Source organism: Lentzea rhizosphaerae (assembly GCF_042649515.1).
Classification (GTDB): Bacteria; Actinomycetota; Actinomycetes; order Mycobacteriales; family Pseudonocardiaceae; genus Lentzea; species Lentzea aerocolonigenes.
Genome location: NZ_JBHRZI010000012.1, coordinates 112,975 through 138,748, shown reverse-complemented (window position 1 = coordinate 138,748; position 25,774 = coordinate 112,975). Strand labels below are relative to the sequence as shown.

18 protein-coding genes are annotated in these 25,774 nt (G+C 70.5%); 9 read left to right on the top strand and 9 right to left on the bottom strand.

Annotated elements, in window-relative coordinates:
* Positions 1–57 precede the first annotated feature (57 nt).
* A complete protein-coding gene (locus ACFOWZ_RS15485) occupies positions 58–1,182 on the top strand; it encodes a MalY/PatB family protein (RefSeq protein ID WP_382372930.1) in 1,125 nt (374 codons plus the stop codon).
* Here the strand turns inward: ACFOWZ_RS15485 and ACFOWZ_RS15480 are convergent.
* From ACFOWZ_RS15480 to ACFOWZ_RS15470, 3 genes are read right to left on the bottom strand one after another with little or no spacing between them, the layout of a single operon-like run.
* The gene (locus ACFOWZ_RS15480; RefSeq protein ID WP_382372928.1) at positions 1,169–1,660 is read right to left on the bottom strand and encodes a hypothetical protein; all 492 of its coding nucleotides are present in this window, start codon (positions 1,658–1,660) and stop codon (positions 1,169–1,171) included. The two genes, ACFOWZ_RS15485 and ACFOWZ_RS15480, sit on opposite strands and share 14 nt — an antisense overlap.
* Positions 1,657–4,521, bottom strand: coding sequence for a CHAT domain-containing protein (locus ACFOWZ_RS15475; protein WP_382372926.1), 2,865 nt, complete (start codon positions 4,519–4,521; stop codon positions 1,657–1,659). The genes ACFOWZ_RS15480 and ACFOWZ_RS15475 overlap by 4 nt, the downstream gene beginning before the upstream one ends.
* Positions 4,518–5,234, bottom strand: a complete 717-nt coding sequence (locus ACFOWZ_RS15470; RefSeq protein WP_382372924.1) for a hypothetical protein — start codon at positions 5,232–5,234, stop codon at positions 4,518–4,520. The genes ACFOWZ_RS15475 and ACFOWZ_RS15470 overlap by 4 nt, the downstream gene beginning before the upstream one ends.
* 160 nt (positions 5,235–5,394) lie before the next feature.
* Here ACFOWZ_RS15470 and ACFOWZ_RS15465 point away from each other — a divergent pair, with 160 nt between their 5' ends.
* Both ACFOWZ_RS15465 and ACFOWZ_RS15460 read left to right on the top strand, forming a co-directional pair.
* Entirely contained in the window at positions 5,395–6,345 is a 951-nt protein-coding gene (locus ACFOWZ_RS15465; RefSeq protein WP_382372922.1) for an ATP-binding cassette domain-containing protein, read from the top strand.
* On the top strand, positions 6,342–7,115 hold the full coding sequence (locus ACFOWZ_RS15460) for an ABC transporter permease (protein ID WP_382372920.1): 774 nt from the start codon (positions 6,342–6,344) through the stop codon (positions 7,113–7,115). The genes ACFOWZ_RS15465 and ACFOWZ_RS15460 overlap by 4 nt, the downstream gene beginning before the upstream one ends.
* A gap of 12 nt (positions 7,116–7,127) precedes the next feature.
* Here ACFOWZ_RS15460 and ACFOWZ_RS15455 read toward each other — a convergent pair whose 3' ends face one another.
* Both ACFOWZ_RS15455 and ACFOWZ_RS15450 read right to left on the bottom strand, forming a co-directional pair.
* The gene (locus tag ACFOWZ_RS15455; RefSeq protein WP_382372918.1) at positions 7,128–10,166 is read right to left on the bottom strand and encodes a BTAD domain-containing putative transcriptional regulator; all 3,039 of its coding nucleotides are present in this window, start codon (positions 10,164–10,166) and stop codon (positions 7,128–7,130) included.
* A gap of 30 nt (positions 10,167–10,196) precedes the next feature.
* On the bottom strand, positions 10,197–11,054 hold the full coding sequence (locus ACFOWZ_RS15450) for a phosphotransferase family protein (RefSeq protein WP_382372916.1): 858 nt from the start codon (positions 11,052–11,054) through the stop codon (positions 10,197–10,199).
* 25 nt (positions 11,055–11,079) lie between these two features.
* On the opposite strand from ACFOWZ_RS15450, the gene ACFOWZ_RS15445 reads away from it, so the two are divergent.
* Positions 11,080–12,348, top strand: coding sequence for a lanthionine synthetase LanC family protein (locus ACFOWZ_RS15445; protein ID WP_382372914.1), 1,269 nt, complete (start codon positions 11,080–11,082; stop codon positions 12,346–12,348).
* A 423-nt stretch (positions 12,349–12,771) separates the two neighbouring features.
* Here ACFOWZ_RS15445 and ACFOWZ_RS15440 read toward each other — a convergent pair whose 3' ends face one another.
* The 3 genes from ACFOWZ_RS15440 to ACFOWZ_RS15430 form a co-directional block, all read right to left on the bottom strand.
* Complete coding sequence (locus ACFOWZ_RS15440) at positions 12,772–15,513, bottom strand: glycoside hydrolase family 2 TIM barrel-domain containing protein (protein WP_382372912.1); 2,742 nt, start codon at positions 15,511–15,513, stop codon at positions 12,772–12,774.
* 104 nt (positions 15,514–15,617) lie between these two features.
* Positions 15,618–16,601: a LacI family DNA-binding transcriptional regulator gene (locus ACFOWZ_RS15435; protein ID WP_382372910.1), complete on the bottom strand. Its 984-nt coding sequence runs from the start codon at positions 16,599–16,601 to the stop codon at positions 15,618–15,620.
* Positions 16,598–17,476 (bottom strand): LysR substrate-binding domain-containing protein, encoded by an 879-nt coding sequence (locus ACFOWZ_RS15430; protein ID WP_382372908.1) that lies wholly within the window; start codon positions 17,474–17,476, stop codon positions 16,598–16,600. Before ACFOWZ_RS15430 ends, ACFOWZ_RS15435 begins: the two co-directional genes overlap by 4 nt.
* Before the next feature lie 77 nt (positions 17,477–17,553).
* Between ACFOWZ_RS15430 and ACFOWZ_RS15425 the strand changes: the two genes are divergently transcribed.
* From ACFOWZ_RS15425 to ACFOWZ_RS15405, 5 genes are all read left to right on the top strand, one after another.
* The gene (locus ACFOWZ_RS15425; protein WP_382372906.1) at positions 17,554–18,783 is read left to right on the top strand and encodes an aspartate aminotransferase family protein; all 1,230 of its coding nucleotides are present in this window, start codon (positions 17,554–17,556) and stop codon (positions 18,781–18,783) included.
* A 91-nt stretch (positions 18,784–18,874) separates the two neighbouring features.
* Positions 18,875–20,017, top strand: coding sequence for a sensor histidine kinase (locus ACFOWZ_RS15420; RefSeq protein WP_382372904.1), 1,143 nt, complete (start codon positions 18,875–18,877; stop codon positions 20,015–20,017).
* Complete coding sequence (locus ACFOWZ_RS15415; protein ID WP_382372902.1) at positions 20,014–20,640, top strand: response regulator; 627 nt, start codon at positions 20,014–20,016, stop codon at positions 20,638–20,640. Before ACFOWZ_RS15420 ends, ACFOWZ_RS15415 begins: the two co-directional genes overlap by 4 nt.
* A gap of 141 nt (positions 20,641–20,781) precedes the next feature.
* Positions 20,782–21,297 (top strand): VanZ family protein, encoded by a 516-nt coding sequence (locus tag ACFOWZ_RS15410; protein WP_382372900.1) that lies wholly within the window; start codon positions 20,782–20,784, stop codon positions 21,295–21,297.
* The gene (locus ACFOWZ_RS15405; RefSeq protein ID WP_382372898.1) at positions 21,294–22,478 is read left to right on the top strand and encodes a glycosyltransferase 87 family protein; all 1,185 of its coding nucleotides are present in this window, start codon (positions 21,294–21,296) and stop codon (positions 22,476–22,478) included. The genes ACFOWZ_RS15410 and ACFOWZ_RS15405 overlap by 4 nt, the downstream gene beginning before the upstream one ends.
* Positions 22,479–22,626: 148 nt before the next feature.
* Here ACFOWZ_RS15405 and ACFOWZ_RS15400 read toward each other — a convergent pair whose 3' ends face one another.
* Positions 22,627–25,722: a M14 family metallopeptidase gene (locus tag ACFOWZ_RS15400; RefSeq protein WP_382372896.1), complete on the bottom strand. Its 3,096-nt coding sequence runs from the start codon at positions 25,720–25,722 to the stop codon at positions 22,627–22,629.
* Positions 25,723–25,774: the final 52 nt, after the last annotated feature.

The following is a 25,774-nucleotide window of genomic DNA, read 5'->3' as shown; positions in this document are numbered from 1 at the left end:
CGGTGAGGCCCCTCTTGTGTGTTGGACCGCGCGCAGTCGTGACCTACCTTGGGAATCATGGTGAGCACTCCGAACCCGCTGACCCAGGTTCCGCTCGAACGCCTGCGCGGGCGCACGAGCGTGAAGTGGCGCCTGTACCCCGAGGACGTCCTGCCGCTCTGGGTGGCCGAGATGGACGTCGACCCCGCCGAACCGGTCGCGCGGGCGATCATCGACGCGGTGCACCGAGGCGACACCGGCTACCCGGCGGGCACCGCCTACGCCGAGGCGCTCGCGGAGTTCGCGAAGAAGCGCTGGGGCTGGGACGTCGCGGTCGAGAACACCGCGATGGTGCCCGATGTGATGCTCGGGGCCGTCGAGCTGATCAAACTCGTGTCGGGGCCGGGCGATCCGGTGATCGTCACCCCGCCCGTGTACCCGCCGTTCTACATGTTCGTGCGCGGCATGGGCCGGGCGGTCGTGGAAGCGCCGCTGACGGGTGGACGCCTCGACCTCGAGGTGCTGGAGCGGACGTTCCGGCACATCAGGGCGGACCGGCCGGTGTTCCTGCTGTGCAACCCGCACAACCCGACCGGCACGGTCCACACCGCCGACGAACTGGCTGCCGTGGCGCGACTGGCGCAGTCTTGCGGCGTTCGCGTCATCGCCGACGAGATCCACGCGCCGCTCGTCGCCGCGAGCGCCGAGTTCGTGCCGTACCTCAGCGTCGACCCGAACGGCCTGTCGCTGATGTCCGCGTCGAAGGGCTGGAACCTCGCGGGCCTGAAGTGCGCTGTCGCCCTCGCCGCGACCGACGAGCTCTCCCGGCTGCCGGAGGAGGTCAGCCACGGCCCCAGCCACTTCGGTGCCATCGCGCACACGGCGGCGTTCCGCGAGGGCGCCGACTGGCTCGACGCGGTGTTGTCCGGCCTCGGCGACAACCGGGAGCTGCTCGCGACCCTGCTCGCCGAGCACCTGCCCGAGATCGGGTACGAGCCGTCCGAGTCGACCTTCCTCGCGTGGCTCGACTGCCGACGGCTGGGGCTCGACGACCCGGCCGCGGTGTTCCTCGACCGCGGCAAGGTCGCCCTGATGTCGGGGAAGGACTTCGGCTCCGGTGGCGATGGTCACGTGCGGCTGAACATCGGCACCTCGCCCGAGATCCTCACCGAGGCCGTCCGCCGGATGGCTACTGCACTGTGACGTTCCTGACCGCCTCGATCACCCTGGTGACCAGCCGGTCCGACGTCGCCTTCTTCGCCACCGCGAACTCGAACTCCGTCTTGCCGTCCTTGCGCGAGATCTTGAAGTCCACCTTGGTCTGCAGGAACGCGACCAGCGCCCCCAGCACGACCGCCGCGGTGATCGGGTCGACGAACATCTGGGTCTCTTCCGGCAGCTCGTCCACCGCCTCCGAGACCACGCCGGCGGTCTCCTCGTCGTCGGCCAGCAACGCCAGCACGTCCCGGACGTAGGTCTCCAACGGCACCGACGGCCGCAGCACGTCGTCGCTGTGCACGGCGCCGCCCTCCTGGCTGAGGAACGCGGCCAGCAGCTCGCGTGCCGACTCCTCGTCGTCGACCGGCAGCTCGATCCCGCTGTCGAGCAGCTTCTCCAGCACCTCCTGCAGCAGGCGCTCACGCTGGTGATCGCTCAGCCGCGCGATCTGCTCCGCACTCATCGGGATGTTCTCCAATCACCGGAAACGACGAACGGGGCCCAGTGGTAGACGTGCTGCCCGCTGTCGATCATCTCGCGCTGGGCGCGCGCCATGGCCTGACACGCGGGAAGTCCCTCGTTCAGGTACAGCTCGTAGAAGCGGGCGAACAACGCCAGCGACGAACGTTGGTCCACGTTCCACAACGTGCTCACGACCGTGCGGCACCCCGCCGCCTGCAACACGCGGGTCAGCGTGCCGAGTTCTTCCTTGGCAGACACCGCGGACCGCCGTGCGGTCGAACACGCGCGAAGTGTCAGTAGTTCTGTGCGCAGTTGCTCGCGCGCGAGATCTCGCACGGTCAGTTCGAACGCCGCGCGCTCGAACACCGGCACGAGGTGATGGCGGCTCGACGGCCGTCGCGTGCCATCGCTCAGCAGCAGCCCGGACCCGAACGGGTCACGGGTGTCCACGAAGCCGTGGCACGACACGTGGGCGATGTCGGCCTCCCGGATCCCGGCGACCACCGCGTCCGGAGTGGCCCGCTCGCCGGTGACGACGGTGACCTCGCCACGGGTGAAGACCTCGGCGTCGGCCTCGAAGTGCTCGGGTGTGTCGGTCTCGGCGTCGGCCACACCCGCGACGAACACCGTGCGCGGCACACGGGGTGGATCGGAGACCGCCGTCGTCACGAACGCCGTGAGGCTGGACTGGTGCACGACACCTGCCATCTCCACGAGCCGTTTGCCGGACGGCGCGCGCATGGCGGCCAACGGCAGACCTTCCATGCCCGCGCTGGGAATGACGCACACGGTCTGTGCGCCGTCCACGAGAGAGAGGACCTTTCCCAACGCCGACAGCACCCGTTCGGCGTTGCAGAGATCCACCTTGCCGAGGTTGCGCACCGCCAACGGCCTGCGCCGCGCCAGCCCGGACACGGCGCCGTTGAACGCGACGCTGATCTCCATGGCCGCCTCGCCGAGCTGCGCGGGCGTCACGTCCAGCGGAACCCACCGCACCTGCCCGGTGAGGACGAACGCGCTGACCGCGGACCCGGTCTCGGCGAACGAGATGACGGCGACGTCGGGGGAGAGCACGCGGAGCACGTCCTGAGCACTCGCGACACGTCCGGCGAGCCCGTCGGCGGCGGTGAGCGTCGCGGGCCGGCTCGCCTCGTGGACCTGGAGCGCCTCCTCGACGAACGTCGGCCCGGCGAGCAGCAGCTCGAAGAGCCGCAGGTAGAGCGGCCGGGTCTGGTCGAGCACCCAGTCGCGGTCGTAGGGCTGCTCGATCTGGCCCAGCCGTTGCTCGACGCGTCCGATCGCGGTGTACAGGCGGGTCAGCGCCGCGTCGCCGCGGTCGAGCACCTCGGCCTCGATCTTCGCGGCCTCCAGCTCGGCCGAGATGCACGAAGGGACCGCCGACCGTTCCGCCTCGAAGGCGTTGAGGAACGCGTCGAGACGCTGCAACGCGAGCTCCGGGGCGTCCTCGCGGGACAGCGCGACGGTGAGGGCGGCACCCTGGAAGACGTCGCCCTGCCGCACCAGCGCCGCCCACATCTGCTCGGCGACGTCCCGCACCTCGGGGTTCGTGAGGTCGCGCGCCGCGGAGTTCAGGTACGCCTGCAACGCCTGCACGTCCTGGCGTTCGGTCCAGCCCCGCCACATGCGCTCGCCCACCGCGCGCAGCTCCTCGGTCTGCCCGAGGCTGTCGTAGGCCGCGGCCAGACCCGTCAGCGCGATCCACAACGACGGGCTGTAGAGGTCACCCATCATCGTGACGACCTCTGCGTACAAATCGCGCGCACGCTCGTGGTCGCCCAACGACGCGTAGGTGGTCGCCAGGTTGTTGCGCGCGGCCATGCGTCGAGGCCACACGCCCGCCGCGTCCTGCTCGCGCAGAATGCCGCGGAACAACGGAACCGCCTGCAACGGCTGTCCGCGTTTGAGGTAGCTCGCGGCGGCGTTGTTGCGCGCCTCGAACCGTCGTCCCTCGTCCTTCAGCAGGCCGGCGAGGCGGGCGGACTCGGTGAAGTTCTCGCTGGCCAGGGCGTAGTTGCCGAGATCGTCGTGCAGCAGGCCGCGGTCGTTGAGCATGCGCATCGCGTTGGCCGTCGCGCCTGCCTCCACCGCGAACGGGATGGTGCGGTCGAGCAGTGCGAGCGCCTCCAGGTACCGGCCGGAGTCCCGCAGCGATGCCGCGTTGCTCTCGTTGACGGGGATCATGCCGATGGTCAGGGGCGCGTCCGGGATCGGGTCGGCGCGTTCGCGAGGGACGCCGAAGCGGTCGCGGAACGAGTCGAGGGCGCTCGCCGTGGCGTGCCGGTCGACGTCGTCACCGTGGACGGCCGCGAGCTCCTGCGCCCGCAGGAAGTGGAACTCCGCGTGCGCGAGCGAGGTGTTCTCGCAGGCCCGAGCCCACGCCATGTGGGCCAGGGCCGACGACTTGCCGCCCAGCAGCGCGCCGAGCGTGATCACGACCGCCGCACCGTTCGCCTCCGGTGGCACGCCCTGCTGGGCGAACCCGGAGTGCCAGAACACCACCGACATCATCATGTCGTGGTCGAAGACGTGCCGGTGCCCGCGCAGCACCCGCAACGCCCCCGGCCAGCCCCCGGCGAGGCTCGCCCGAGTGAGCAGCTCGTTCGCCTCGTCCGAGAGGTGGTCCTGCGCGACCCAGGCGTTGGCCACCTCCAGCGAGCCCACGACGTCCGCGAGGAACGACGCGGCGGCGGCCGTCGCGGGCCGATCCGGTCGCATCCTCTCCGCGTACGAGAAGAGCGTCCCGGCCAGCTCCCGCGGCCGGATGCGCGACCGCCTGGCCAGTTCGACGGCGGCAGCCACGGACTCCGAGGCGAGCAGCGATTCGACGAGGTCGTCCGTCATCGGTCACCCGCCTGCGCGAGCGCCTCGGCGACGATCTCGCGTTCGTCGTCGGAAGCAGCGCGCCGGGCCGCCTCCCTCAACAGCTCCAGGCCTTCCTCGCGGGCGTCCGTCATGCACAGGATCTGCCCGAGGTTGAACGCGTCCGCGAAGCTGCCGTCCTCGATACCGCGCGTGTCGCGGGCGACCTGGCGCGCCTCGTCGTACCGGCCGCGCATGACCAGCCCGAACCCGTGGTTGACCGCGTAGGTCGAGTTCGCCGGGAACGACCGCGCCCACTGCGCCAGCTCGCGCACGGCGGCCTCGGCCTCCTGCTCGTCCTCCGATCCCGCGGCGTCGAGGAGCCGGCGCTGCGTGGCGTCGGCGTTCTCGGCCCACTCGCGCCCGGACTCCGGCGTCACCTCGTCGAAGATCCGCAGCACCCGTGACGTGGGGTCGATGCCCTCCAGCGTGCGGATCACGCGGTCGAGCTCGGCGTCCCTGCCGGTCTGCGCGGTGATCATCGCCAGGTGCTCCAGCACGGTCACCGACCGCTGGTGCCGCTGCTCGGCCTCACGCAGCAGCTCGTAGGCCTCGTCGAGCGGGGCACCGGCGGCGAGCACCGCTCTGACCAGCGCGATGTAGTCCTCCTCGGCCCCGCGCACCGCGACCAGTTCTCGAAGGTGTCCCGTCCGCAGACGCGTCCAGGTCAGTTCCCGGTCGTCCTCATCGCTCACGCGCGGCTCCGCTCTCTCACCCACTGAGATCGTGCCGCAGATGCTCGCCGTTATGGGCCATTTGGGTTCAACCGGGGCGTTGCCAGCGGCTGTCAGCCCGCTGTGCGCGTGCTGCCAGCGGCTCGGCGCACAGTGTCGGCGACACAGGGAGGATGCAACGATGTCGCTGGCGATCAGGGCAGAAGGCCTGGTCAAGCACTACGGGGAGACCAAGGCGCTCGACGGCGTCGACCTCGAGGTGCCGGAGGGGAAGGTCGTGGGGGTGCTCGGGCCGAACGGCGCGGGCAAGACCACGGCGGTGCGGGTGCTGGCCACGTTGCTGCGCCCGGACGCGGGGCGCGCCACGGTCCACGGGCACGACGTGGTGCGCGACCCCGGGGCGGTCCGGTCGCTGATCGGGCTGACCGGGCAGTACGCGTCGGTCGACGAGGACCTCTCGGGCACGGAGAACCTCGTGTTGCTGGCGCGGCTGCTGGACCACTCGCGCACGGGGGCGCGGGCGAGGGCGGCCGAGCTGCTGGAGCAGTTCGAGCTCACCGACGCCGCGGGGCGAGCCGCCAAGACGTATTCGGGAGGTATGCGCCGGCGGCTCGACCTCGCGGCCAGCCTGGTCGGCAACCCGTCCGTGCTCTACCTGGACGAGCCGACCACCGGGCTGGACCCGCACGCGCGCAACGAGGTGTGGGCCGTGGTCCGCAAGCTCGTCGCGAACGGAGTGACGGTCCTGCTCACCACGCAGTACCTGGAGGAGGCCGACCAGCTCGCGGACACGATCACGGTGTTCGACCACGGTCGCGTGGTGGCCGAGGGACGGCCCGACGAGCTGAAGCGGCGCGTCGGCGGGCAGACGTTGCAGGTGCGGCCGACGTCGTTGCGCGACCTCGACGTCGTGCAACGGATCCTCGGCGACCTCACCGGGGTCCGGCCGACGCGGGACGACGACACGGGACTGCTCACGGCGCCGGTCAACGACCCGGTGCTGCTGTCCACGCTGGTCCGCAAGCTCGACGAGGCCGGCGTCACCGCGGACGAGCTGGCGTTGCGCCTGCCGTCGCTCGACGAGGTCTTCCTCGCGCTGACCGGCAAGCAGACCGAGGGGAGCCCGGCATGAGCACGATCGCGTTGGACAGGGGAACGCGCCACGGGCTCACGCTGGCGTGGCGGGGCATCCTCAAGATCCGCAAGAACCCCGAGCAGCTCGCGGACGTGACGATCGCGCCGATCGTCTTCCTGGTGATGTTCACCTACCTGTTCGGTGGGGCGCTCGCCGGGAACACCGACGCGTACCTGCAGATGCTCGTGCCAGGAATCATGGTCATGAACATCCTGCAGGCCAGCATGACCGCGGGCGTGCAGCTCAACACGGACGTCTCCAAGGGCGTGTTCGACAGGTTCCGCTCGATGCCGATCGCCCGGTCGGCACCGCTGATCGGGGCGGTGCTCGCGGACGTCGTGCGGTACGTCGTCTGCATCGTCGTGCTGCTGATCGTCGCCACGATCATGGGCTTCCGGGTGCAGACCGGTCCGGTGGAGCTGCTGATCGCGGCCGGCCTCGCGATCGTGTTCGGGTTGTGCTTCTGCTGGGCGTCGGTGTTCGTGGGCATGCTGCTCAAGACGCCGCAGGCCGTGCAGGGCCTGATGTTCGTGCTGATCATGCCGCTGACGTTCGGCAGCAACGTCTTCGTCGGCACCTCGACGATGCCGGGCTGGCTGAAGGCGTGGGCGGACATCAGCCCGGTGAGCCTGCTGTCGGACGCGTTGCGCGGCCTGCTCAACGGCGGTGTGATCGCCGGACCGCTGACCGGCTCGCTGATCTGGATGGCCGCCGCGGTCGCGGTGTTCTTCCCGCTGGCCACCTGGGCCTACCGCAAGCGGGTCTGAGGGGAGCGGGTGTCAGCTGTCGCTGATGCCCGCTTCCGCACGCACTTCCCGCAGCGCCTCGTCCCTGGTGATCCCCAGCGGTTCCGGCTCGCCGAGTTCGGCGACCATCTGCCGCACGTCGGGGTCACCGAGGTCGAGGCGGCCGCGGATCACCTGGGCCAGCCCGAGCATCCTCAACGCCTCGCGGCGACGGCCCTGCGCGTACCGGACGTGCGCGAACAGCTCCACCACCGCGGACAGGTCCGGTATGTCGCTGCGGTCGGACGTCGCGCCGACGGCCGTGGCCACCCGCGCCTCCGCCTCGTCGGGCCTGCCCTCCGCGATCGCGATGCGCGCGTCGAGCACGGCCGACCACTCCGTGACGAACGAGCCGAACACGATCGAGGTCGTGTCCCTCTGCTTGATCGCCTCGCTCAGCTCACGTGCCCGTGCGACGTCACCCGCGCGCAGCCGCACCTCGGCCTTCGCGTAGTCGACAATGATCGACATCTGGTCGTTGCCGATGTCGCGGACGTACTGCTCGGCCGCCGCCACCTCGCGCTCGGCGGCCGCGTGGTCGCCCAGCCGCGCGTACTCGACCGCGAGCCGCCACCGCTGCTGCACGGCGTCGTCCTGCGACCGCAGCTCCAACGCCACCTCGAGACCCCGTTCGTACAGGGCGATCGCGCCCTCGTTGTCGCCGGTGTGCGAGACGAACGTGGCCTTCATGCCGAGCGTCATCGCCGAACCCCACCGGTCGCCGATCGCCACGAACTGCTCGTACGCGCGGTCACGGGCCACCTCGGCGCCCTCGAAATCGCCCGCGTCGACCAGCATGAAGCTCAACGCCCAATCCGCACCCGCGCGCGCCCACGGGTCCTCGCTCGCCGACGCCCGCTGCACCTCGCGGCGCGCCAGGTCCCGGTTCTGGCTGAGGAACGCGAGCATGGGCAGCGCGATGGCGAGCGACGGGTGCTTCTGCGCGGCGCCGCTGGTCACGCAGTCGTCGATGACCTGCGCCGCCTCGGCCTTGTCCGCCTGCCCCGGCGCCGCGGCCATGATCAGCTGCATCGCCCGGAACGTGGCGGTGAGGTCCGGCGGCAGTGCGTCACCGAGGGCGAGCACGTCGCGCACCGACGACTCCGCGCGCTCGTTGTCGCCCTTGACCAGCCAGTACCAGAACGTGCCACCGAGCAGGTCCGCCGCCAGCTCGACCTCGCGGTCGTCGATCGCGCCGCGCAACGCCGCCACGACGTTGTCCTGCTCCGCCTCGTAGACGTTGATCGCCTCGATCTGCCTGGCGGTGCGCGTGAGCGGCTCCCACCGGGCGGTCAGCTCCCGGTAGTACCGCCGGAACCGGCCGACGATCTCGTCCTTCTCTCCGGAGGACTCCAGCTGTTCGGCCGCGTAGACCCGGATCGTCTCCAGCATCCGGTACCGCGGCTCGGCCTCGTGCTCGACCACGTCCACGATGGACTTCTCGACCAGTGACGTGAGCACGTACAGCGCGTCCGGCAGGCAGACCTGCTCGATCGCGTCGAGGTCGGCGCCGCCGGGGAACACCGCGAGCCTCCTGGCGAGCCGGAGCTCCTCCTCGCTCAGCAGGTCCCAGCTCCACTCGACGACGGCGCGCAGCGTGCGCTGGCGGGGGAGCGCCGTACGGCTTCCCGAGGTCAGCAGCCGGAACCTGTCGTCGAGCCGCTGGGTGATCTGCCGGACCGTCATCGACCGCAACCGCGCGGCCGCGAGCTCCAGCGCGAGCGGCATGCCGTCCAGGCGGCGGCAGATCTGCCTCACATCGTCCACAGTGGACTCGTCGAGCCGGAACCCCGGCTTCACCGCGCTCGCCCGGTCCAGGAACAACCGCACCGCGCCGAACCCCGACACGTCGGCCTGCCCGTCGGGGACGGAGAGCGGCCCGATCGGGCACAGCGACTCGCCGTCGATCGCGAGCGGTTCCCTGCTGGTCGCGAGCACGCGCAGGTTGGGCACGCGCCGCAGCAGCTCGCCGGTGAACTCGGCGGCCGCGGTGATCAGGTGCTCGCAGTTGTCCAGCACCAGCAACGACTCGCCGGCACCGAGCACCTCGGCGATCCGGTTCATGCCCTCGTTCGTCCGCCGCATCGGGTCGCCGCCGAAGCTCAGCTCGAACGCGCCGAGCACCGCACCGGCGAGGTCCTCGGCCGCCCGCACACCGGCGAGCGCCGCGAACCACACGCGTCCCTTGGCGTGCAACGGATGCCGTGCCGCGGCCTCGGTGGCCAGCCGCGTCTTGCCCGCGCCGCCCGGCCCGACCAGCGTCACGAGCCGCGCCTGCCCGAGCAGTCCCGCGATCTCGGCGAGCTCGTCGTCCCTGCCCACGAAGCTGGTGAGCCGCACCGGCAACCGGTCGACGACGGGCCGTGGACCCAGTTCGCCGCGCAAAGCCGCGAGGTGGACGTCCTGCAGCTCCTGCGACGGGTCGACGCCCAGCTCGTCGGCGAGCCGCCCGCGGACCTCTGCGTAGACGTGCAACGCGTCGGACTGCCTGCCCTGCGCGCACAACGCCCGCATCAGCAGTCCCGCCAGGCGTTCCCGCAACGGGTGCTTCTCGTGCATCGCGGTGAGCGCGGCGACGTCCAGCTCGCCGGTGCGGAACCGGTCCTCCTCCGCGGCCAGCCGTGTCTCGTCGAGCCTCGTCGCCGCCACCTCGGCGAACGGTGCCTCGCGGACGTCGGCGAGCGCCTCGCCGCGCCAGAGCTCCAGGGCCTCGTCCAGCCGTCCGGCCGCGCGCAGCCGTTCGAACCGGAAGACGTCGACGTCCTCGGTCGCGATGCCCAGCCGGTAGCCGCCGGGTTCCAGCGACACGGGACAGACCTTGCGCAGCCGCGACACGAGCGACTGCAGCGCGTTCGGCGCGTCCGACGGCGGCTGCTCGCCCCAGAGGTCGTCGATCAACGTCGTGGTCGGTACCGGCCGGCCGGGGTCGAGTGCCAGCCGGGCGAGGAGCATGCGGACGCGGGCTCCACCGATGTCGACCGGTGTGCCGTCGTCGGCCTCCACGGTCGTCGGCCCCAGCAATGCCACGCGCACCAGATCAGTTTCCCAGATCGTGAGCGGTGGTCAGGCGAGAACGCCCAGGGCGCGGCCGAGCGCGCCGGTGATCAAGGTCTCGAACGCCTCGTCGGTGCTGCCGCGCGGCACCCGTTCGGTGAGCATGATCGAGTACAGATAGGCCTGGTAGGCGGCCAGTCGCAGTCGTTCCGCGTCGGTGAGCTCGATGCCGTAGATCGTCAGGAAGTCCGGATCGTCCTCGATCGTCCCGAACAGGGCGAGCGACACGAACTCCGCCACCGGGTCGCCCCAGAACGCGCGCTCACCGTCGACCAGACCGCTCAGCCCGTCGTCGTCGACGAGGACGTTGCCGTCCCAGAGGTCGAAGTGCACCAGCGCGGGCCGCGTCACCTCGTCGAACGCGGCCGCGTGCCGGGCCAGATCGGGTTTCGGCAGCCGCACGCCGTAGCGACCGGCATCGGCGAGCACGGCGTCGTACATCGCGAAGAACGCCTCGGTCCACGTCGGGTGCAGGCCGAGCTGGGGATAGCCGAAGCCGGGCCCGGTGATCTCGTGCAGCTGTCGCACGGTCGTGCCGAGCTGACGGCGGATCGACGGCCTGTCGGCACCGGACCGTTCGAGGAGAGGCTCACCAGGCAGGAAGGTGGTGAGCAGAACGCCGGAACGGTCGGTGTAGACGACCTCGGGCACCGGCGCGACCGCGGACCCCAGCGTGCAGAACAAGGCCTCGGTCGCCATCAGCCCGCGCTCGTAGGTCAGCCCCGGCTGGTCACCGGGCGCCACCTTCAGCACGAACTCGCCCTCGTTCGCGGACACCCGGAACACGGAGTTGTAGGTGCCTCCGCCCAACGGGGTGGTGCTCGCGCCGGTGAGTCCGGCGGCGGCGAGAATCTGGTCCAAGGTCACTTCGGCCAATGTAATGATCGTCGGCGTGGACACGTACCGGGCGACCGCTGAGGCCGCGTGGCGATGGGTGCTGGACCAGGTGCGACACGACGGCGAGATCGTCTGGATTCCGCCGTCGCCCGGCGAGGAGTTCGACGCGGAGAAGCGGGACGGCACGTACGCGGGGGTCGGCGGCCTGGCACAGGTGCTGGCCGAGATCCGGCTGAGCCGCGAGTGGACCGCTGAGGAGCACCGTCTGGCGGACACCATCGCCGCCCAGGTCCGCGCCGGCGTCGAGACCGTGACCGACTACACGTTCTTCAGCGGCCTCGCCGGGGCGATCGGTGTGCTGACGGCACTGGGCGTTCCCGGATCCGAAGCGGCCGTCGCGCGGCTCCTGTCACTGTCCACACCGGACGGATGGGCGCTGGAGCGGTACGGCCCACCCCGCTACCTGGAGGGCGCCCGCAACCACGACCTGACGCTGGGCTCTGCCGGTGTGCTGCTCGCGGCGGTGTGGGCAGCGCGGCACGGGGTCCACGGCGCGGAGGAGCTCGGCGAAGTGGCGGCCTCCGTGGTGCTGGCCGAGCGCGAGGAGGTGCCGTCCGGGCTGAACTGGCGTTCGGTGCCGGCGCGTTTCTGCGTCGAGCAACTGGAGATGCCCAACTTCTCCCACGGCCTTTCCGGCATCGCGACAGCGCTCGCCCTGGCCGGTGCCCAGTTCGCGCGCCCGGACCTCGTGCAGGCGGCGGCCGCGGGTGCCGCACACCTCGTGGCACTGGCCGACACCGGTGACGGAGGGTTTCGCGTCCAGTGCGTCTTCCCGTTCGGCGGAGACGTGGAACAGTTCATGTACGGCTGGTGCCACGGCCCGACCGGAACCTCGTTGCTGTGGCCCGCTCTGCGGCACGCGGGCGTGGCCGAGGTGGCCGGCGAGGACGTCCTGGAGTGGCACCGCCGCTGCCTGCACAGCGTCCGCGTCTCCGGCCTGCCCGAACGGAAGTACCCGGGCTTCTGGGACAACGACGGCCGCTGCTGCGGCACCGCGGGTGTCGGCGACGTCCTGCTCGACTCCGGGCAGCACACGGACTTCGCGCTGCACCTGGCCGACGTGGTCGTGGACCGCGCGATCCCGGACGGCGACGGCGTGTGCTGGCGGTTCATCGAGCACCGCAACTCCGACCCGCTGCTGCCGCCCGACATCGGCTGGATGCAGGGCGCGGCGGGCATCGCCGGGTTCCTGTTCCACGCGAGCCGGGTGGCCGCGGGCGACACGAGGTCGGTGCCGCGCATGGACACCTGGTGGGTGCGCTAAGCACCTGGCCAGCAGTCTTGTCCGAAACCGTGAGGCTCGTTGGTGCCGAGTGCGTCTGCAAGTACCACCAACTCTTGATCGAATCGCCGCTACCTGCACCCAACCCGCTCCTCGCCGGCTGTGCACGACGGCCCTGTTGGTAGTGGGGAAGTGCCTGTTGATGTTGAGTTGGTGGTACTTGCAGACGCCATCAGGGCCGGAGGTATGTCCGCCAGGCGAGTAACGGACAAAGCCTCTGGCCAGGTGCTTAGGGCTGCCAGCCCAGCTCCGGCTCCAGCTTCGTCGCGATTGGCGCGAAAAGCACGTTCGGGCCATCTATCGGCCCGAACGTGCTTTTCGCGCCAAAAAATATGTCCGGTAGGCCTGAGGCGCTCTACTTCGATACAGGCGCTAGATCACCCTCCTGCCGAGCCTAGGCGCGGCTCAGACCGAGTCCAGATGCTGGAACGTCAGGGAGAAGGACGCCTTCTGCGCGTGCAGCCGGTATTGCGGCAGCACACCCGGCCCGCACGACGCCGTGCCCAGCCCGTGCTGGGCGAGGTCGAGGTTGAGGTACACGTGCTCGCGGGCCTCGAGATCGGCAGTGTGCCGGGCGGCGTCCAGGTCCTCGCTGGTCCAGCGGCGGACGGTGAAGTCGAACACCGGCTCACCTCGGATCTCGATCGCGCCGATCCGCACCCAGCGGGCGTCCGCGCGGTTGCCGTTCTCCTGCGGGAAGACGTACGGGGTCTGCATCGCGTCCACAGTGGACTCGAACCGGCCGACCCTCGCGGCCTGACGGCTGTCCGCGTACGCCTCACCCGGCCCGAGCCCGAACCACTCGACCGCGTCCAGCTCACCCGGCAGCGCCAGGCGCAGGCCGAGCCGGGGGAGCGTGCACGGCCACTCGCCGTCGGGCGTGACGTCGAGCCGCAACCGCAGCCGGTCGCCGTCGGCGGTCCAGGTGTAGTCGGCGAGCATGCCGAACCCCTTGGCGGGCGGCGCCACCCGCGTCCGGACGACCAGCGTGTTCTCCTCCGCATCGACCTCGGCGACGCGGTGCTGCAACCGGTGCAGCCCTGCCTCGCGCCACGCCCGTTCGTCGGGGTGGTCCGAGCCGCGGTCGTTGTCGGTGGGGGCGCGCCACAGGTCGAGCCGCGGACCGGTGACCTGGTACTCGCCGAAGCGGGTCAGCAGGCCGGTCGCCGGGTCGAACTCGCCGGGGCCGAGCCAGAGGGCGTCGCCGATGCCGACGAGTTCCACCGCGCTGATCGGGGTGACGGGGGCGGGGCCGGTGACGGGGATCTGGCCCCAGCCGAGGACGTGGCCCGCGTCGGCCCAGGAGGTGGGGGAGGCGAGAGAAGCGCGGACGGTGAGCCAGCCTTCGCCTGGCGCCGCAGGCAACTCGGGCCGCGCCACCTCCGCCACCTGCCCGGCGGCGACCGGCGGCACCTCCAACCCACCGGACGCCACCTCCACCCCGTCCACCTCGTACACCCACTCGAACCGAAGGTGCTCCAGCGACACGTGGTCGTACATGTTCGCGACCTGAATCGCAGATCCACTCCCGCTGATCCGCACCGGCTCGAAGACCTTCGCGAACTCCACCAGCCCGGGCGACGGCGTCCGGTCCGGGAACACCAACCCGTCGATCACGAAGTTGCCGTCGTGCAACGGTTCCCCGAAGTCACCGCCGTACAGGAACTGCCCGTCCTTCTCCAGCCCGTGATCGATCCACTCCCAGATGAACCCGCCCTGCACGTGCCGGTACCGCTCGAAGAGCTCGCGGTACTCGAGCATCCCGCCCGGCCCGTTGCCCATCGCGTGCGCGAACTCGCACAGCACGAACGGCTTGCCGTGCCGGTGCTCGCGGCCGATCGAGTCGACCTCCTCGTGCGAGGCGTACATGCGGCTGTGGACGTCCACGTACTCGCAGTCGAAGTCGCCCTCGTAGTGCACCGGGCGCGACGGGTCGCGGTCGCGGGTCCACTCCGCCATCGCCGCGAGGTTGCGGCCGGTGTGGGACTCGTTGCCCAGCGACCACAGCACGATCGACGGGTGGTTCTTGTCGCGCTCCACCATGCGGCGCATGCGGTCCAGGTAGGCGTCCGCCCAGCGCTGGTCGTCGCTCGGGTTGCCCTCCCAGCCCAGTTTCTCGAACCCGTGCGTCTCCAGGTCGCACTCGTCGATCACCCACAGGCCGTACTCGTCGCACAACGACAGGAAGCGCGGGTCGGGCGGGTAGTGGCTGGTCCGCACGGCGTTGACGTTGTGCCGCTTCATCAGCAGGACGTCGGCGAGAGCGACCTCGGGTGGCACCGCGCGGCCGGACCGGGGGTGGTGCTCGTGCCGGTTGACGCCGCGGAACACGATCGGCGCGCCGTTGACCGTGAGCACGCCGTCCTCGATCGCGACGGTCCGGAAGCCGATCCGCACCGGCACGTTCTCGACGGCCGTGTGCACGACACCGTCGTACAGGCGCGGGCTCTCCGCGCTCCACGGCTCCACGGGCACCGAGACGGACTTGCCCGGGAGGAGGTCGTGCACGTCCAGCTCGGGCACGGTGATCATGCCACCGTCGACGGACAGCGTCCCGAGTCCCGAGACGTGGTCGTAGGAGGCGTGCAGCTGGTAGTCCGCCACCCCGCCGCGCGGGCGCGACAGCAGCGTGACGGAGCGGAAGATCCCGGACAGCCACCACATGTCCTGGTCTTCGAGGTAGCTGCCGGACGACCACTGGTGCACGCGCACCGCCAGCACGTTCCCCGACGCGCGGAGCAGGTGCCCCACCTCGAACTCGGTGGGCAGCCTGCTGCCTCGCGTCACGCCGAGCTCGACGTCGTTGAGCCACACGCGCCCGCACGAGTCGATGCCCTCGAACCGCAGCGCCGCCGGCTCGTCCGGCCAGTGCGCGGGCAGGTCGAACTCCAGCCGGTAGTCACCTGTCGGGTTCTCGGACGGCACGAACGGCGGCTCGACCGGGAACGGGTACACCACGTTCGTGTAGGCGGGCGAACCGTGGCCCTGCAGCTGCCAGTGCCCCGGCACGGTGATCGGGCCCCAGTCACCGTTGTCGAGACGGAACTGCCAGGTCCCGTCGAGCGGCAACGAGGGCGCGTCGGACCTGAAGAACGCGCGCGGCGGCAGCGCGCCCGTGCCCGGACCCATGTCTTCGACGTACGACAAGATGCTCCACCCTCCGGCGATCCTCGGGAGCGCCGTGAACGTTCCCGTGAACGTTCACGGACCGCTCGGAAGCATGTGCCGGTGCAGCGAGAACTGTCAAGGGGTCAGGCGGATTCGCGGATCACCAGAACGGCGTTGACCTGCAGTTCCTCGTCGGGCAGGAGCGGTGAGTCGGTCAGCAGCCTGCCCGCCTGCTCGATCGCGAGCGCGCCCACCCGCCGGGTGTCGAGCGCGACGCTGGTGAGCGCCGGATCGACGACGGTGCCGAGCTGGAGCCCGTCGAACCCGACCACGGCCAGATCGTCCGGCACCGTCCGCCCGAGCCGCCGGGCGGCCCGCAGCGCACCGATCGCGATGATGTCGTTGAACGTGAACACGGCGGTCAGGTCGGGGTGTTTCGTGAGCAGGCTGGTCAGCGCCTCGGTGCCGCCGTCGACGGACTGCACCGCCCCGCCGACCGCGTCGTCGGCGAGCCCGTGCGCGGCCATGGCGTCGGCGAACCACGCGCGCCGGCTGTTCGGCTTGGCGCGGCCCGCGTAGTCGAGCATGCCGATCCTGCGGTGCCCCTTGGCGACGAGGTGGTCGACGGCCTCACGCACGCCCGCCGCGCCCTCGATGCGGATGGAGCTGAACCTCGGCGTCCGGTGCTCACGCCCGATCAGCACGGCGGGCAGACCGCTCAGGTGGGTGTCGAGCTCGGCCTCGTCCAGGCTGAAGTAGCCGACCACGGCGTCCACCTGGGACGCGACGACCTCCAGCGTGCCGCGTTCGGTGTCGACGCTGTCGGCGGTGTCGTAGACGATCACGTGCCACCCGCGGGCCCGCGCCGCCTCCAGCGCACCGGCGGCGACCTCGGTGAAGAACGGGTTGAGCAGGTCGGGGATCACGAGCCCGATCGTCGTCGTGTCCTGCCGCACGAGCCCGCGGGCGAACCGGCTCGGGCGGTACCCCAGCTCGCGCGCGGCGTCGAGGACGCGTTGCTTGGTGCCGGCGTCGATCTCGCCCTTGTCGTTGAGGGCGCGCGACACCGTCTGCCGCGAGACCCCGGCGGCCTGCGCGACGTCGTTGATCGTGACGCGCTTGCTCACCTGATCACCTCTCGTCCGACTGCGACCGAAGTATGCAGGGCGTCGAGCACCACGGTGATCGCGGCGCGCGAGTCCCTGCGCACCGCGGCGGTGATCCTCCTCGTCACCGGCAGCTCCTTCGTGACCACGTCGAACCGCCGGTCGACGGCCAGCGCGGGCAGCACTGCGACCGCGAGACCGGCCTCGACGTGCTTGAGCGTCAGCATGTAGTTGCTGAACCGGCCAACCACCCTCGGCTCGAACCCGGCCTGCCGGCACAGCCGCGTGGCGAGGCTCGCCATGTACGAGCCGGGAACGTCGAACGCCCACGGCTCGTCCTTGCACGCGGCGAGGTCGTTCTTGGGCTGTCCAGGCGGTGAGAGCAGCACGATCGGGTCCTCGCCCAGCGGCACGACGTCGATGTCGCGCGGCACCGGCAGCTCCACGAAGTCGGTGGTCGTGATGATCACGTCGACCTCACCCGCCAGCAGCGCGGGCATGCTCGCGTGCGGCTCGAGCTCGACCAGTTCGACCTGGAGGTGCGGGTGGTGCAGACGCGCGATCGCCGGCACGGCCAGCGTGTGGATCGAGCTCTGGAACGCGCCCAGCCGGATGAGCCCGGACGGTTCGTCGGCGAGACCTCTCAACTCGGCCTCGACGGCGTCCATCTGGTCGAGGATCGAGCGTGCCCGCCGAGCCAGGATCAGCCCGGCCGACGTCAGCCGCACCCGCCGCCCGGTCCGTTCGAGCAACTGCGTGCGCGTCTCGCTCTCGAGCACCGCGAGCTGCTGCGACACGCTCGAAGCACTCAGGTTCGCGGCCTGCGCCACCGCCCGCACGGTGCCCAGCGCGTCGAGCTGGCTGAGCAGGCGCAGGCGCCACGGGTTCAGCGTCATGCTGTGCAGTATTTCCGAACAGCCAGCGTGGAATTGTGAGATGGACCTGATGCTCACCCGTTCGTAGCGTCTAGCGCATGGACACGTTCTGGGACGACGTAGACCGCCACCTGGTCCGCTACGGCGGAACGTTCACGCCCGCGATCATCGACAGCGCGTCGGGGAGCTTCCTGTTCACCGAGGACGGACGCCGCGTCCTCGACTTCACCTCCGGCCAGATGAGCGCGATCCTCGGCCACTCGCACCCGCGCATCGTCGAGACCGTCCGCCGCCAGATCGCGAACCTCGACCACCTGTTCAGCGGCATGCTCAGCCGCCCGGTGGTGGACCTGGCCCGCCGCCTGGCCGCGACACTGCCTCCGTCGCTGTCGAAGGTGCAGCTCCTGACCACCGGCGCGGAGTCGAACGAGGCCGCCCTGCGCATGGCGAAACTGGTGACGGGCAAGCACGAGGTCGTCTCGTTCGCCCGCTCGTGGCACGGCATGACCGCGGCCGCCGCGGCCGCGACCTACAGCGCCGGCCGCAAGGGCTACGGCCCCGCCACCCCGGGCAACTTCGCGATCCCGGCGCCGTCCGGTGACTGGCAGGCGCAGCTGGACCTGGCGTTCGACCTGATCGACGCCCAGTCCGTAGGCTCGCTGGCGGCGTGCATCGTCGAGCCGATCCTCAGCTCCGGCGGAATCCTCGAACCGCCGCCGGGCTACTTCGCTGCTTTGCAGCAGAAGTGCCGTGAGCGCGGCATGCTGCTGATCCTGGACGAGGCCCAGACGGGCCTGTGCCGCACGGGAAACTGGTACGCGTTCGAGCGCGACGGCGTGGTGCCCGACATCCTGACCCTGTCCAAGACGCTGGGCGCCGGCCTGCCGCTGGCCGCGGTGATCACGTCTGCGGAGATCGAGGAGGAGGCGCACGCGCGGAACTACCTTTTCTTCACCACGCACGTGTCGGACCCGCTGGTCGCCGCCGTGGGCAACACGGTGCTGGACGTGCTGGTCGAGGAGAGGCTGGACGAGCGGGCCGCCAAGCTGGGGACGTTCCTGCGCAACGGGCTCGACGACATCGCGGCGCGCCACTCACTCGTGACGGACGTGCGGGGGCGCGGGTTGCTGGTGGGGCTGGAGATCGCGGACGAGAGCTTGAGCGCGCCGATCACGCAGAAGTGCCTGGAGTTGGGGCTGCACATGAACATCGTGCAGATTCCCGGGATGGGTGGGGTGTTCCGGATCGCGCCGCCGTTGACGGCTTCGGAGGAGGAGCTGGCGTTGGGGGTGAGCATCCTGGACGAGGCGATCGGGGCCGCGGGCTGACTTCCCGGGTTCCGTCGACCTGACCTCGTGGCCACCCACCTCGGCCAGAAGGTCGAGGCCCCGCGTTCACCCCGCCTCGTACGATCCCGCCGTGGGGGAACATCGCACCGGACTGCTGGTCGGCACGCTCGTCATCATCACCCTGCTGGCCCAGCTCCCAGCCACCTGGCCACCGGGCGGCAGGGAGATCGGCGTCCTCGCGCTCATCGCCGTCACGGCGGTCGCGGCCGCGTTCGCCCGCTTTCCGCTGACCGCGACCATCACGGCGTGCGTCGCGGTCGTCGCCGTCACCGGACTGGTCAGCGGCTTCGGCCGAGTGATCCTGCTCGACGTTCCCGGCGTCAGGGCCCCGGCGTTCGAGCTCGAGCCGCTCAACATCGCCGAGGCGCTCGCCCTGGTCGCGCTGGCCGTCGTGGTGGTCAGGAACGCGCGTCCTCTCACCGCGGCTGCCTGCGTCGCGGCGTTGACGCTGGTCAGCCTGAACGCGGTGGTTGTCCGTCCGACCGCCGACCTCACCCGCACCGACCAGGGCGCTCTCGTCCTGCTGATCGCGTTCGTGGCGGTGTGCGCCGGCGTGACGCTGCGCATGCGGGACCGGTCGCGGGAGGCGTTGGCCGCCGCCGCCGAGGAACGGGCGCGGCGCGACGAACGTCTCGACATGGCTCGGGAGCTGCACGACGTCGTGGCTCACCACGTCACGGGCATGCTCGTGCAGGCTCAGGCCGCGCTCGTGGTGGCGGAGCAGGACAAGGACACCGCGTGCGCGATGCTGCCCGGCATCGTCGACGGCGGCACGGACGCGTTGGGGGCGATGCGGGCGATGGTGCGGACGTTGCGGGACAACGGGGCCGCGACGGCGACCAGTGACCTCACCGCCGATCTCGAACGGCTCGTGGAGAAGTCGGGGCTGCCGGTGCGCACGAGCATCGAGCTGGACGACGGCGTGCGGCCGGAGCTGGGGCGGTCGGTCCTGCGTCTCGTGCAGGAAGCGTTGACCAACACGCGCAAGCACGCGAAGGACGCCACCAGCGTGGAGGTGGACGTGCGGCTCACGACGAGTGCGGTGCTGCTGTCCGTTGTGGACAACGGGACCACGCGGCCCGCGCACTCCGGCGGGTTCGGGCTGGTGGGCATGCGGGAACGGGTGCACGAGCTGGGCGGCCGGTTCTTCGCGGGCGCCACCGGCGAGGGCTGGCTCGTCACCGCCGAGCTGCCGCTGGAGGTGCGCGCGTGATCTCCGTGCTCATCGCCGAGGACCAGGACATGGTCCGCGCCGGTTTCCGGCTCATCCTGGAGGCGCAGCCCGATGTCAGCGTGGTCGCCGACGTGGCGGACGGGATCAGCGCCGTCCAGCGCGCGAAGGAGCTGATGCCGCAGGTCTGCCTGGTGGACGTGCGGATGCCGGGGCTCGACGGCCTGGAGGTCACGCGGCAGCTCGCCGGGCAGACCCGTGTCGTGGTGGTGACGACGTTCGACAGCGACGAGGTGCTGAACCAGGCACTGGACCTCGGCGCGTGCGGGTTCCTCACCAAGGACGCGAGTCCCGGCCTGCTCGTCGAGGCGGTCAGGTCGGCGGCGCGCGGTGACGTGCTGGTGTCGCCCCAGGTCGTGCTGCGGGTGCTGCGCCGCTCCGTGACACCGGTCGCCAGCGCCGAGGCCGAGGTGCTGAGTGCGAGGGAGATCGACGTCGTGCGGCACGTCGCGCAGGGGCTGAGCAACGGCGAGATCGCCGCCGCGCTGAAGGTCTCGGTGTCGTCGGTCAAGGCCTACCTGTCGTCCGTGCAGGCCAAGGTCGGGGCGCGCAACCGCGTCGAGATCGTGGCGTGGGCGTTCCGGGCGCACGTGGTGGCCGGCTGACCACAGCCGATCGGCCGGCCCCCAGTCGCGCGGCTGGCCGGGCAGCCATGATCCTCCGGCCTTCGGGCCGATCCGTCCACACCCCTGTGATCAGCAGGCTCTTCCACATCGGATCTCGTTGTGGACGAAAGGTTTCAGGCGGTGCTGGATCAGCTGTGGTGGGCGGTCGAGACGATCGGTCACGTGGTGTCGGACCCGCTCCTGGCGGGCGGGATGGTGGCCGGGGCCGGTGCGCTGGCGTGGGGCGGGTGGCTCGCGGCACGCAGGTTCTGGTGGCGGCCGGTTCCCGCGGTGCTGGCGGGGATCTCGCTGGGGGTCGTGCTGGGCGTGACGTTCTCGCGCACCCTGCCGGACTGGGCGCTGGCACCCGGCCGGGAGTTCTGCCACCTCAACGGTTTCTCGCTGCACGGGTCGGCAGAGCTGTTGAACGCGCTGCTGTTCGTCCCGTTCGTGCTCTGCGCGGTGCTGGCCACGCGCAGGCCTCTCGCGGTGGCGGCGTCGGCGGTCGCGTTGAGCGCGCTGATCGAGATCGTGCAGCCGCTCACCGGTCGCGGGTTGTGCGAGACGCAGGACTTCTTCAACAACAGCGCGGGAGCCGTGGTTGCGGCCGTACTCGCGGCAGGGCTGCTGGCAGTGCGGGAACGGGTGGCGCGATGACGTCCACGTCCCGCCGGGTCTGGGCCGTCGTGGCCGCCGGCCTGCTCATCTGGGTCCTGGTGCGCAGTTCCGGTTCCGGTCTGCTCGACCTGCGCGTCTACCTGGCGGGCGGCGAGGCGTGGTGGTCCGGCACGAACCTCTACACCGCGGACTTCAGCGGCCCCAACGGACTGCCGTTCACCTACCCGCCGGTCGCGGCGATGCTGTTCAGCGCGCTCACGCCGCTACCGTTGCCGGTCGTAGCAGCGCTGTTCACCGCGGCGGGCCTCGCGCTCTTCACCTTCGCCGGCCGGACGGCAGGGGCGGGCTTCGGACTGGTGGCGCTGTGCCTGCTGCTCGAACCGGCGCGCGGCGGTCTCGACCTCGGGCAGGTCAACATGATCCTGCTCGGCCTCGTGGCGGCCGACTGCCTGCTGCCGCGCACCCCGTGGCCGCGCGGAACGCTCGTCGGGATCGCCGCCGCGATCAAGCTGACTCCGGCGATCTTCGTGCTGTTCTTCCTGTGCCGCGGGCGATGGCGGCCCGCGCTGACCGCCGTGGCGGCGTTCGCGGCGTGCGGCGCGATCGGCTGGGCGCTCGCGCCGGGGCAGTCGCGGCAGTTCTGGTTCGCCGCGGTGCTCGATCCGCAACGCGTCGGCGGGCTCGCCTACAGCGCGAACCAGTCGTTGCGCGGCCTGCTGTTCCGGCTCGGCGCCCCTGAGGTGGTGTGGTTGCTTCTCGCAGTGGCCGTGCTCGTGATCACCGTGTTCGTGGTGCCACGCCTGCGCGACGACCTCACGGCGTTGGTCGCCGTCGCTGCCGCCGGACTGCTGATCTCCCCGGTGTCGTGGTCACACCACTGGGTGTGGATCGCGCCCGCTCTGGTGCTGCTGCACGGCCGGGTCCGCATCGCCGTCGTGGCGGTGTTCGCGGTCGGGCCGCACTGGCTGCTGCCGACGGCCGGCGACCGCGAACTGACGTGGACGTGGTGGCAGCACCTGATCGGCAACTCCTACGTGTGGCTCGCCCTCGCGTTCCTCGGCTGGTGCCTGGTGCAGGCAAGGCAGAACCGCTCGACGGCGCCCGTCGAGGTCGGTGGCCCCGCCGCCTACCTGGAGGTGGCCGGCTCGGGCAGTTTGGCGAGCAACGCGCGGGTCTTCCGCAGGATGTCGGCCTCCTCGTGGCCGAAGTCCGAGAGGTAGTGGCGCAGCGCGTGCCGGAGGAGGACGAGCTCCTCGTCGGTCAGTTCCAGGGTCTTCGTGCCCATGACTCCATGTTAGGCCTGTTCAGGGCATTTCGCGTGCGGGCGGCGCGGTGTGGACACCGCGCCGCCCGCGTGGAGGGTGCTGATCAGTTGCCGAGCAGGTAGTCGATCGACCTGTCCATCACCGTGTTGCGTGCCGCGGCGCTGGAGATGCCCTCGAAACCGAACCCGAAGTACAGCGTGTCGGCGGTCTTCACCACCGCACCCTCCGGGAACCCCGCGGCGGTCGTGCGGATGAAGTTGTTGCTGTTCACCCCGCTGCCCGGCGGCGGGCCGGCGATGGTCCAACCGTCCAAACCGGACTCGAACGACGTCGTGCCCTCACCGGTCGTGACCTCGATGTCGTCGACGAACACGCCGAGGCCCTGCGTGGCCCAGTCGCTCGCGTAGGCGATGGAGACCTCGACCTGGGTGCCCGCGTAGGCGGTCAGGTCGACGTTCCACTGCTGCCAGCCGTGTGACGAGCCGGACGCCGCGTTCCAGGTACCCGTCGAACCGGTCGGCGAGCACGTGCCGTCGGGGTTGATCGTCTGGTAGTGGTCGAGCTGCGGGTGCAGGTCGCGCCAGCCCTCCGGACAGCTCAACCCGGTCGCGGTCGTGGTGTGCCCGTTGGTGTCGGGCAGGGTCGTCCAGTTCGTGCCACCGGCCGTGCGGGCTTCGACGAACACGTGGTCCCAGTCGGCTTCGGTGTCGAACGACGTCCAGAACGACATCTGGGCGCCGCCCGCCGGCACGGTGATCGTCCGCGTCAGCCGCTTGTACGACACGTCGCTGATCTGGGAGTACACGTAACTGTCGCCGGTGTGCGGCTTGAACGGGCCGCCGGGGCGATCCCAGGCCGCGGCGACGTCGCTCGCGAACTGCGGGTACTCGTTCACCGGCAGCAGGCCGCTCGTCGTGATGAATGACGCCGTGTTGCCCTGGTTGTCCGCGCTGTCGGCACCGTTGAGGTTCAAGGACACGCCGGTGAGCGGGTTCGCGACGCCGCTGACCGGGAACGTGTCGCCGGTGTCCGGATCCTGCCCGGCGCCGCTGTTCACGATCGCCGCGCCGAACCAGTAGGTGAGGACGTCGTTGACGCCGTCGCCGGATCCGTCGAGCGGACGGCACCGCAGCGCCGCGTCGGGCAGCGTGGAGCACTGCTTGTTCTCGAACGGGTCGTAGACCTGGTTGCCGAACCCTCCCGCGTACTGGTGCCCGGCGTTCTGCCCGGTGTAGAGCACCTTGCCGCCCTCGTTGAGGTAGTCGCGGATCTCGAACAGCTCGGTCTGCGCCAGGCTGGACGCGTTGCCAGGTCCCCACCCCGGCTCACGAGTGACGACGTCATCGCCGGTGTACCAGATGACGGCCTTGTAGTGGCTCAGCACGCCGAGCGCGTCGGGTGCCTTGCGGCCGTTGGCATCCACGTCGTACACGTCGTGCGCGACGCCGTTGGCGTTGAGCGCGTCGGTGTAGTACGAGAGGTACTGCGGTGCGGTCACACCCTGGGCGGGTGAGGCGCCGGTGTAGTCCTCTGCGGCCATGACGAGCACGTCGGCACCGGACTCGGAGACCGCGGTGTAAGTGAACGAGCCGCTCGTCTGCCCGCCGCCCTCGAACCACACCTTGACCTGGTCACCTGGGTTCGTGCCGGTCACCGTGCCGCGCACGACGTGGTAGTAGTTCGAGTTGCCTGCGCTGTACCGCTCGCCGCCGGTCCACACGCTCGTCGGTGCGCTCTGCACCGGTCCACTGCCGATCTGCCACTTGGCCGTGACGGCACCGAGCGACTTCTTGGCCAGCACGCGGACTTCCTGCGGGTCGCCGTACGACTTGTCGAACGTGAAGTCCAACATGGACAGTGGTGTGTTCTCCTGGTCCAGTTCGGCCTGGTCGAGGTAGAACGGCTTGGTGGTGATGCCCACCGCCGACTTCGGGTTCGCCGGATCGGGCGCGGACTTCGCGAGCGACAGCGAGAACGGCAGCGTCTTCTGGAACTCGGCCTCGACGAGCGTCTCGTCGTCCGGGAAGACGAAACCGCAGCCGTCGCAGCCCTCGCTGAGCTCCGGGGTGAACGCCACGGTGCCGTTGCGGCTGTCGGCGTAGTCGGTGGTCTCGCCGTTGGTCACGTAGAGCTCGTCGGAGCTGATGCCGGGGTCGAACCCGGCGATCGCGGGCGTGGCGTCGGTGCCCGCCAGCGCCACGTAGATCGGGTTGTCGGCTTCCGGCGATCCGGTCTGCCAGCCCTGCGGGTAGAGGATCCACTGGCCGGCGGAGTGCCAGTTGGACTGGAACTTCGGCTTGATCCGGTCCAGCAGCCCCTGCATGGCCTTGGTCTCGGGCTCGGACGCCGCGCTCGTGCCGCGGTAGGTCTCGCTGGCGGTCGCGGACGACGAGCCCTCGTTGTCGTAGTTGAAGTGCTCGTCGAAGTTGCGGTTCGGGTCGACGCCGTCGCCGACGGTGATCTGGCCGTTGCCGTCGTTGTCACGCAGGTTCTTGCGCCACAACCGTTCCGCGTCGAACGTGTACTGGTAGCCGTCGGGGTTGGCGACCAGCACGAACCACAGCTCGGTGGACTTGAGCAGGTTCTTGATCTCGTTGTCGCCCGCCTTGAAGCGGTTCACGTAGTGGTTGAGCAGCCTGCGGTTCACCTCGGTGCTGATCCACTCACGTGCGTGCTGCGTCGACGAGTAGAGCACCGCGGGACGGACACCGTCCTTGATGCCGTTGGCGCCCTGGGTGACCTTGACCGCGATGATCTCGCGTCCCTGTCCGGTCTTGCCGAGCACCTCGAGCTTGACGAGGTTCTGGTTGTTGCGCGCCAACGAGTACAGCTGGTCGCGGATACCGCCGGGTTCGTCGTAGGACCGCCACACGGTGAACCCGCCCGCGGCCTGTTCGGCGGCGAGCTGCCTGGTCGTCTTGCCGTCCTTGGTCTTCTTGAGCTGCGCGTCGACACCGCGCCCGGCCAGCTCCTTCTGCTGGCCCTGGGACAACACCAGCTCGAGCTCCACCTTGTCGCCGGTGGTTCTGGTGCCGGCCACGTCGAAGCCTTGTCTGGACAGGGCACCGGCCTGCGCAGGGGTCACCTGCGCCACGTAGACGTCGAGGGGGTCGTCGGCAGGGGCGGCGAGCGCGGGTGACACCGCCACGCCGCCCAGGACGAGTACAAATGCGGACAGGACTGTCGCGGACCGCTTCATCGCGTTCCTCCGGGGCGTGCGTGGTCGACGCAAGATGGCGGAACGCTACGCC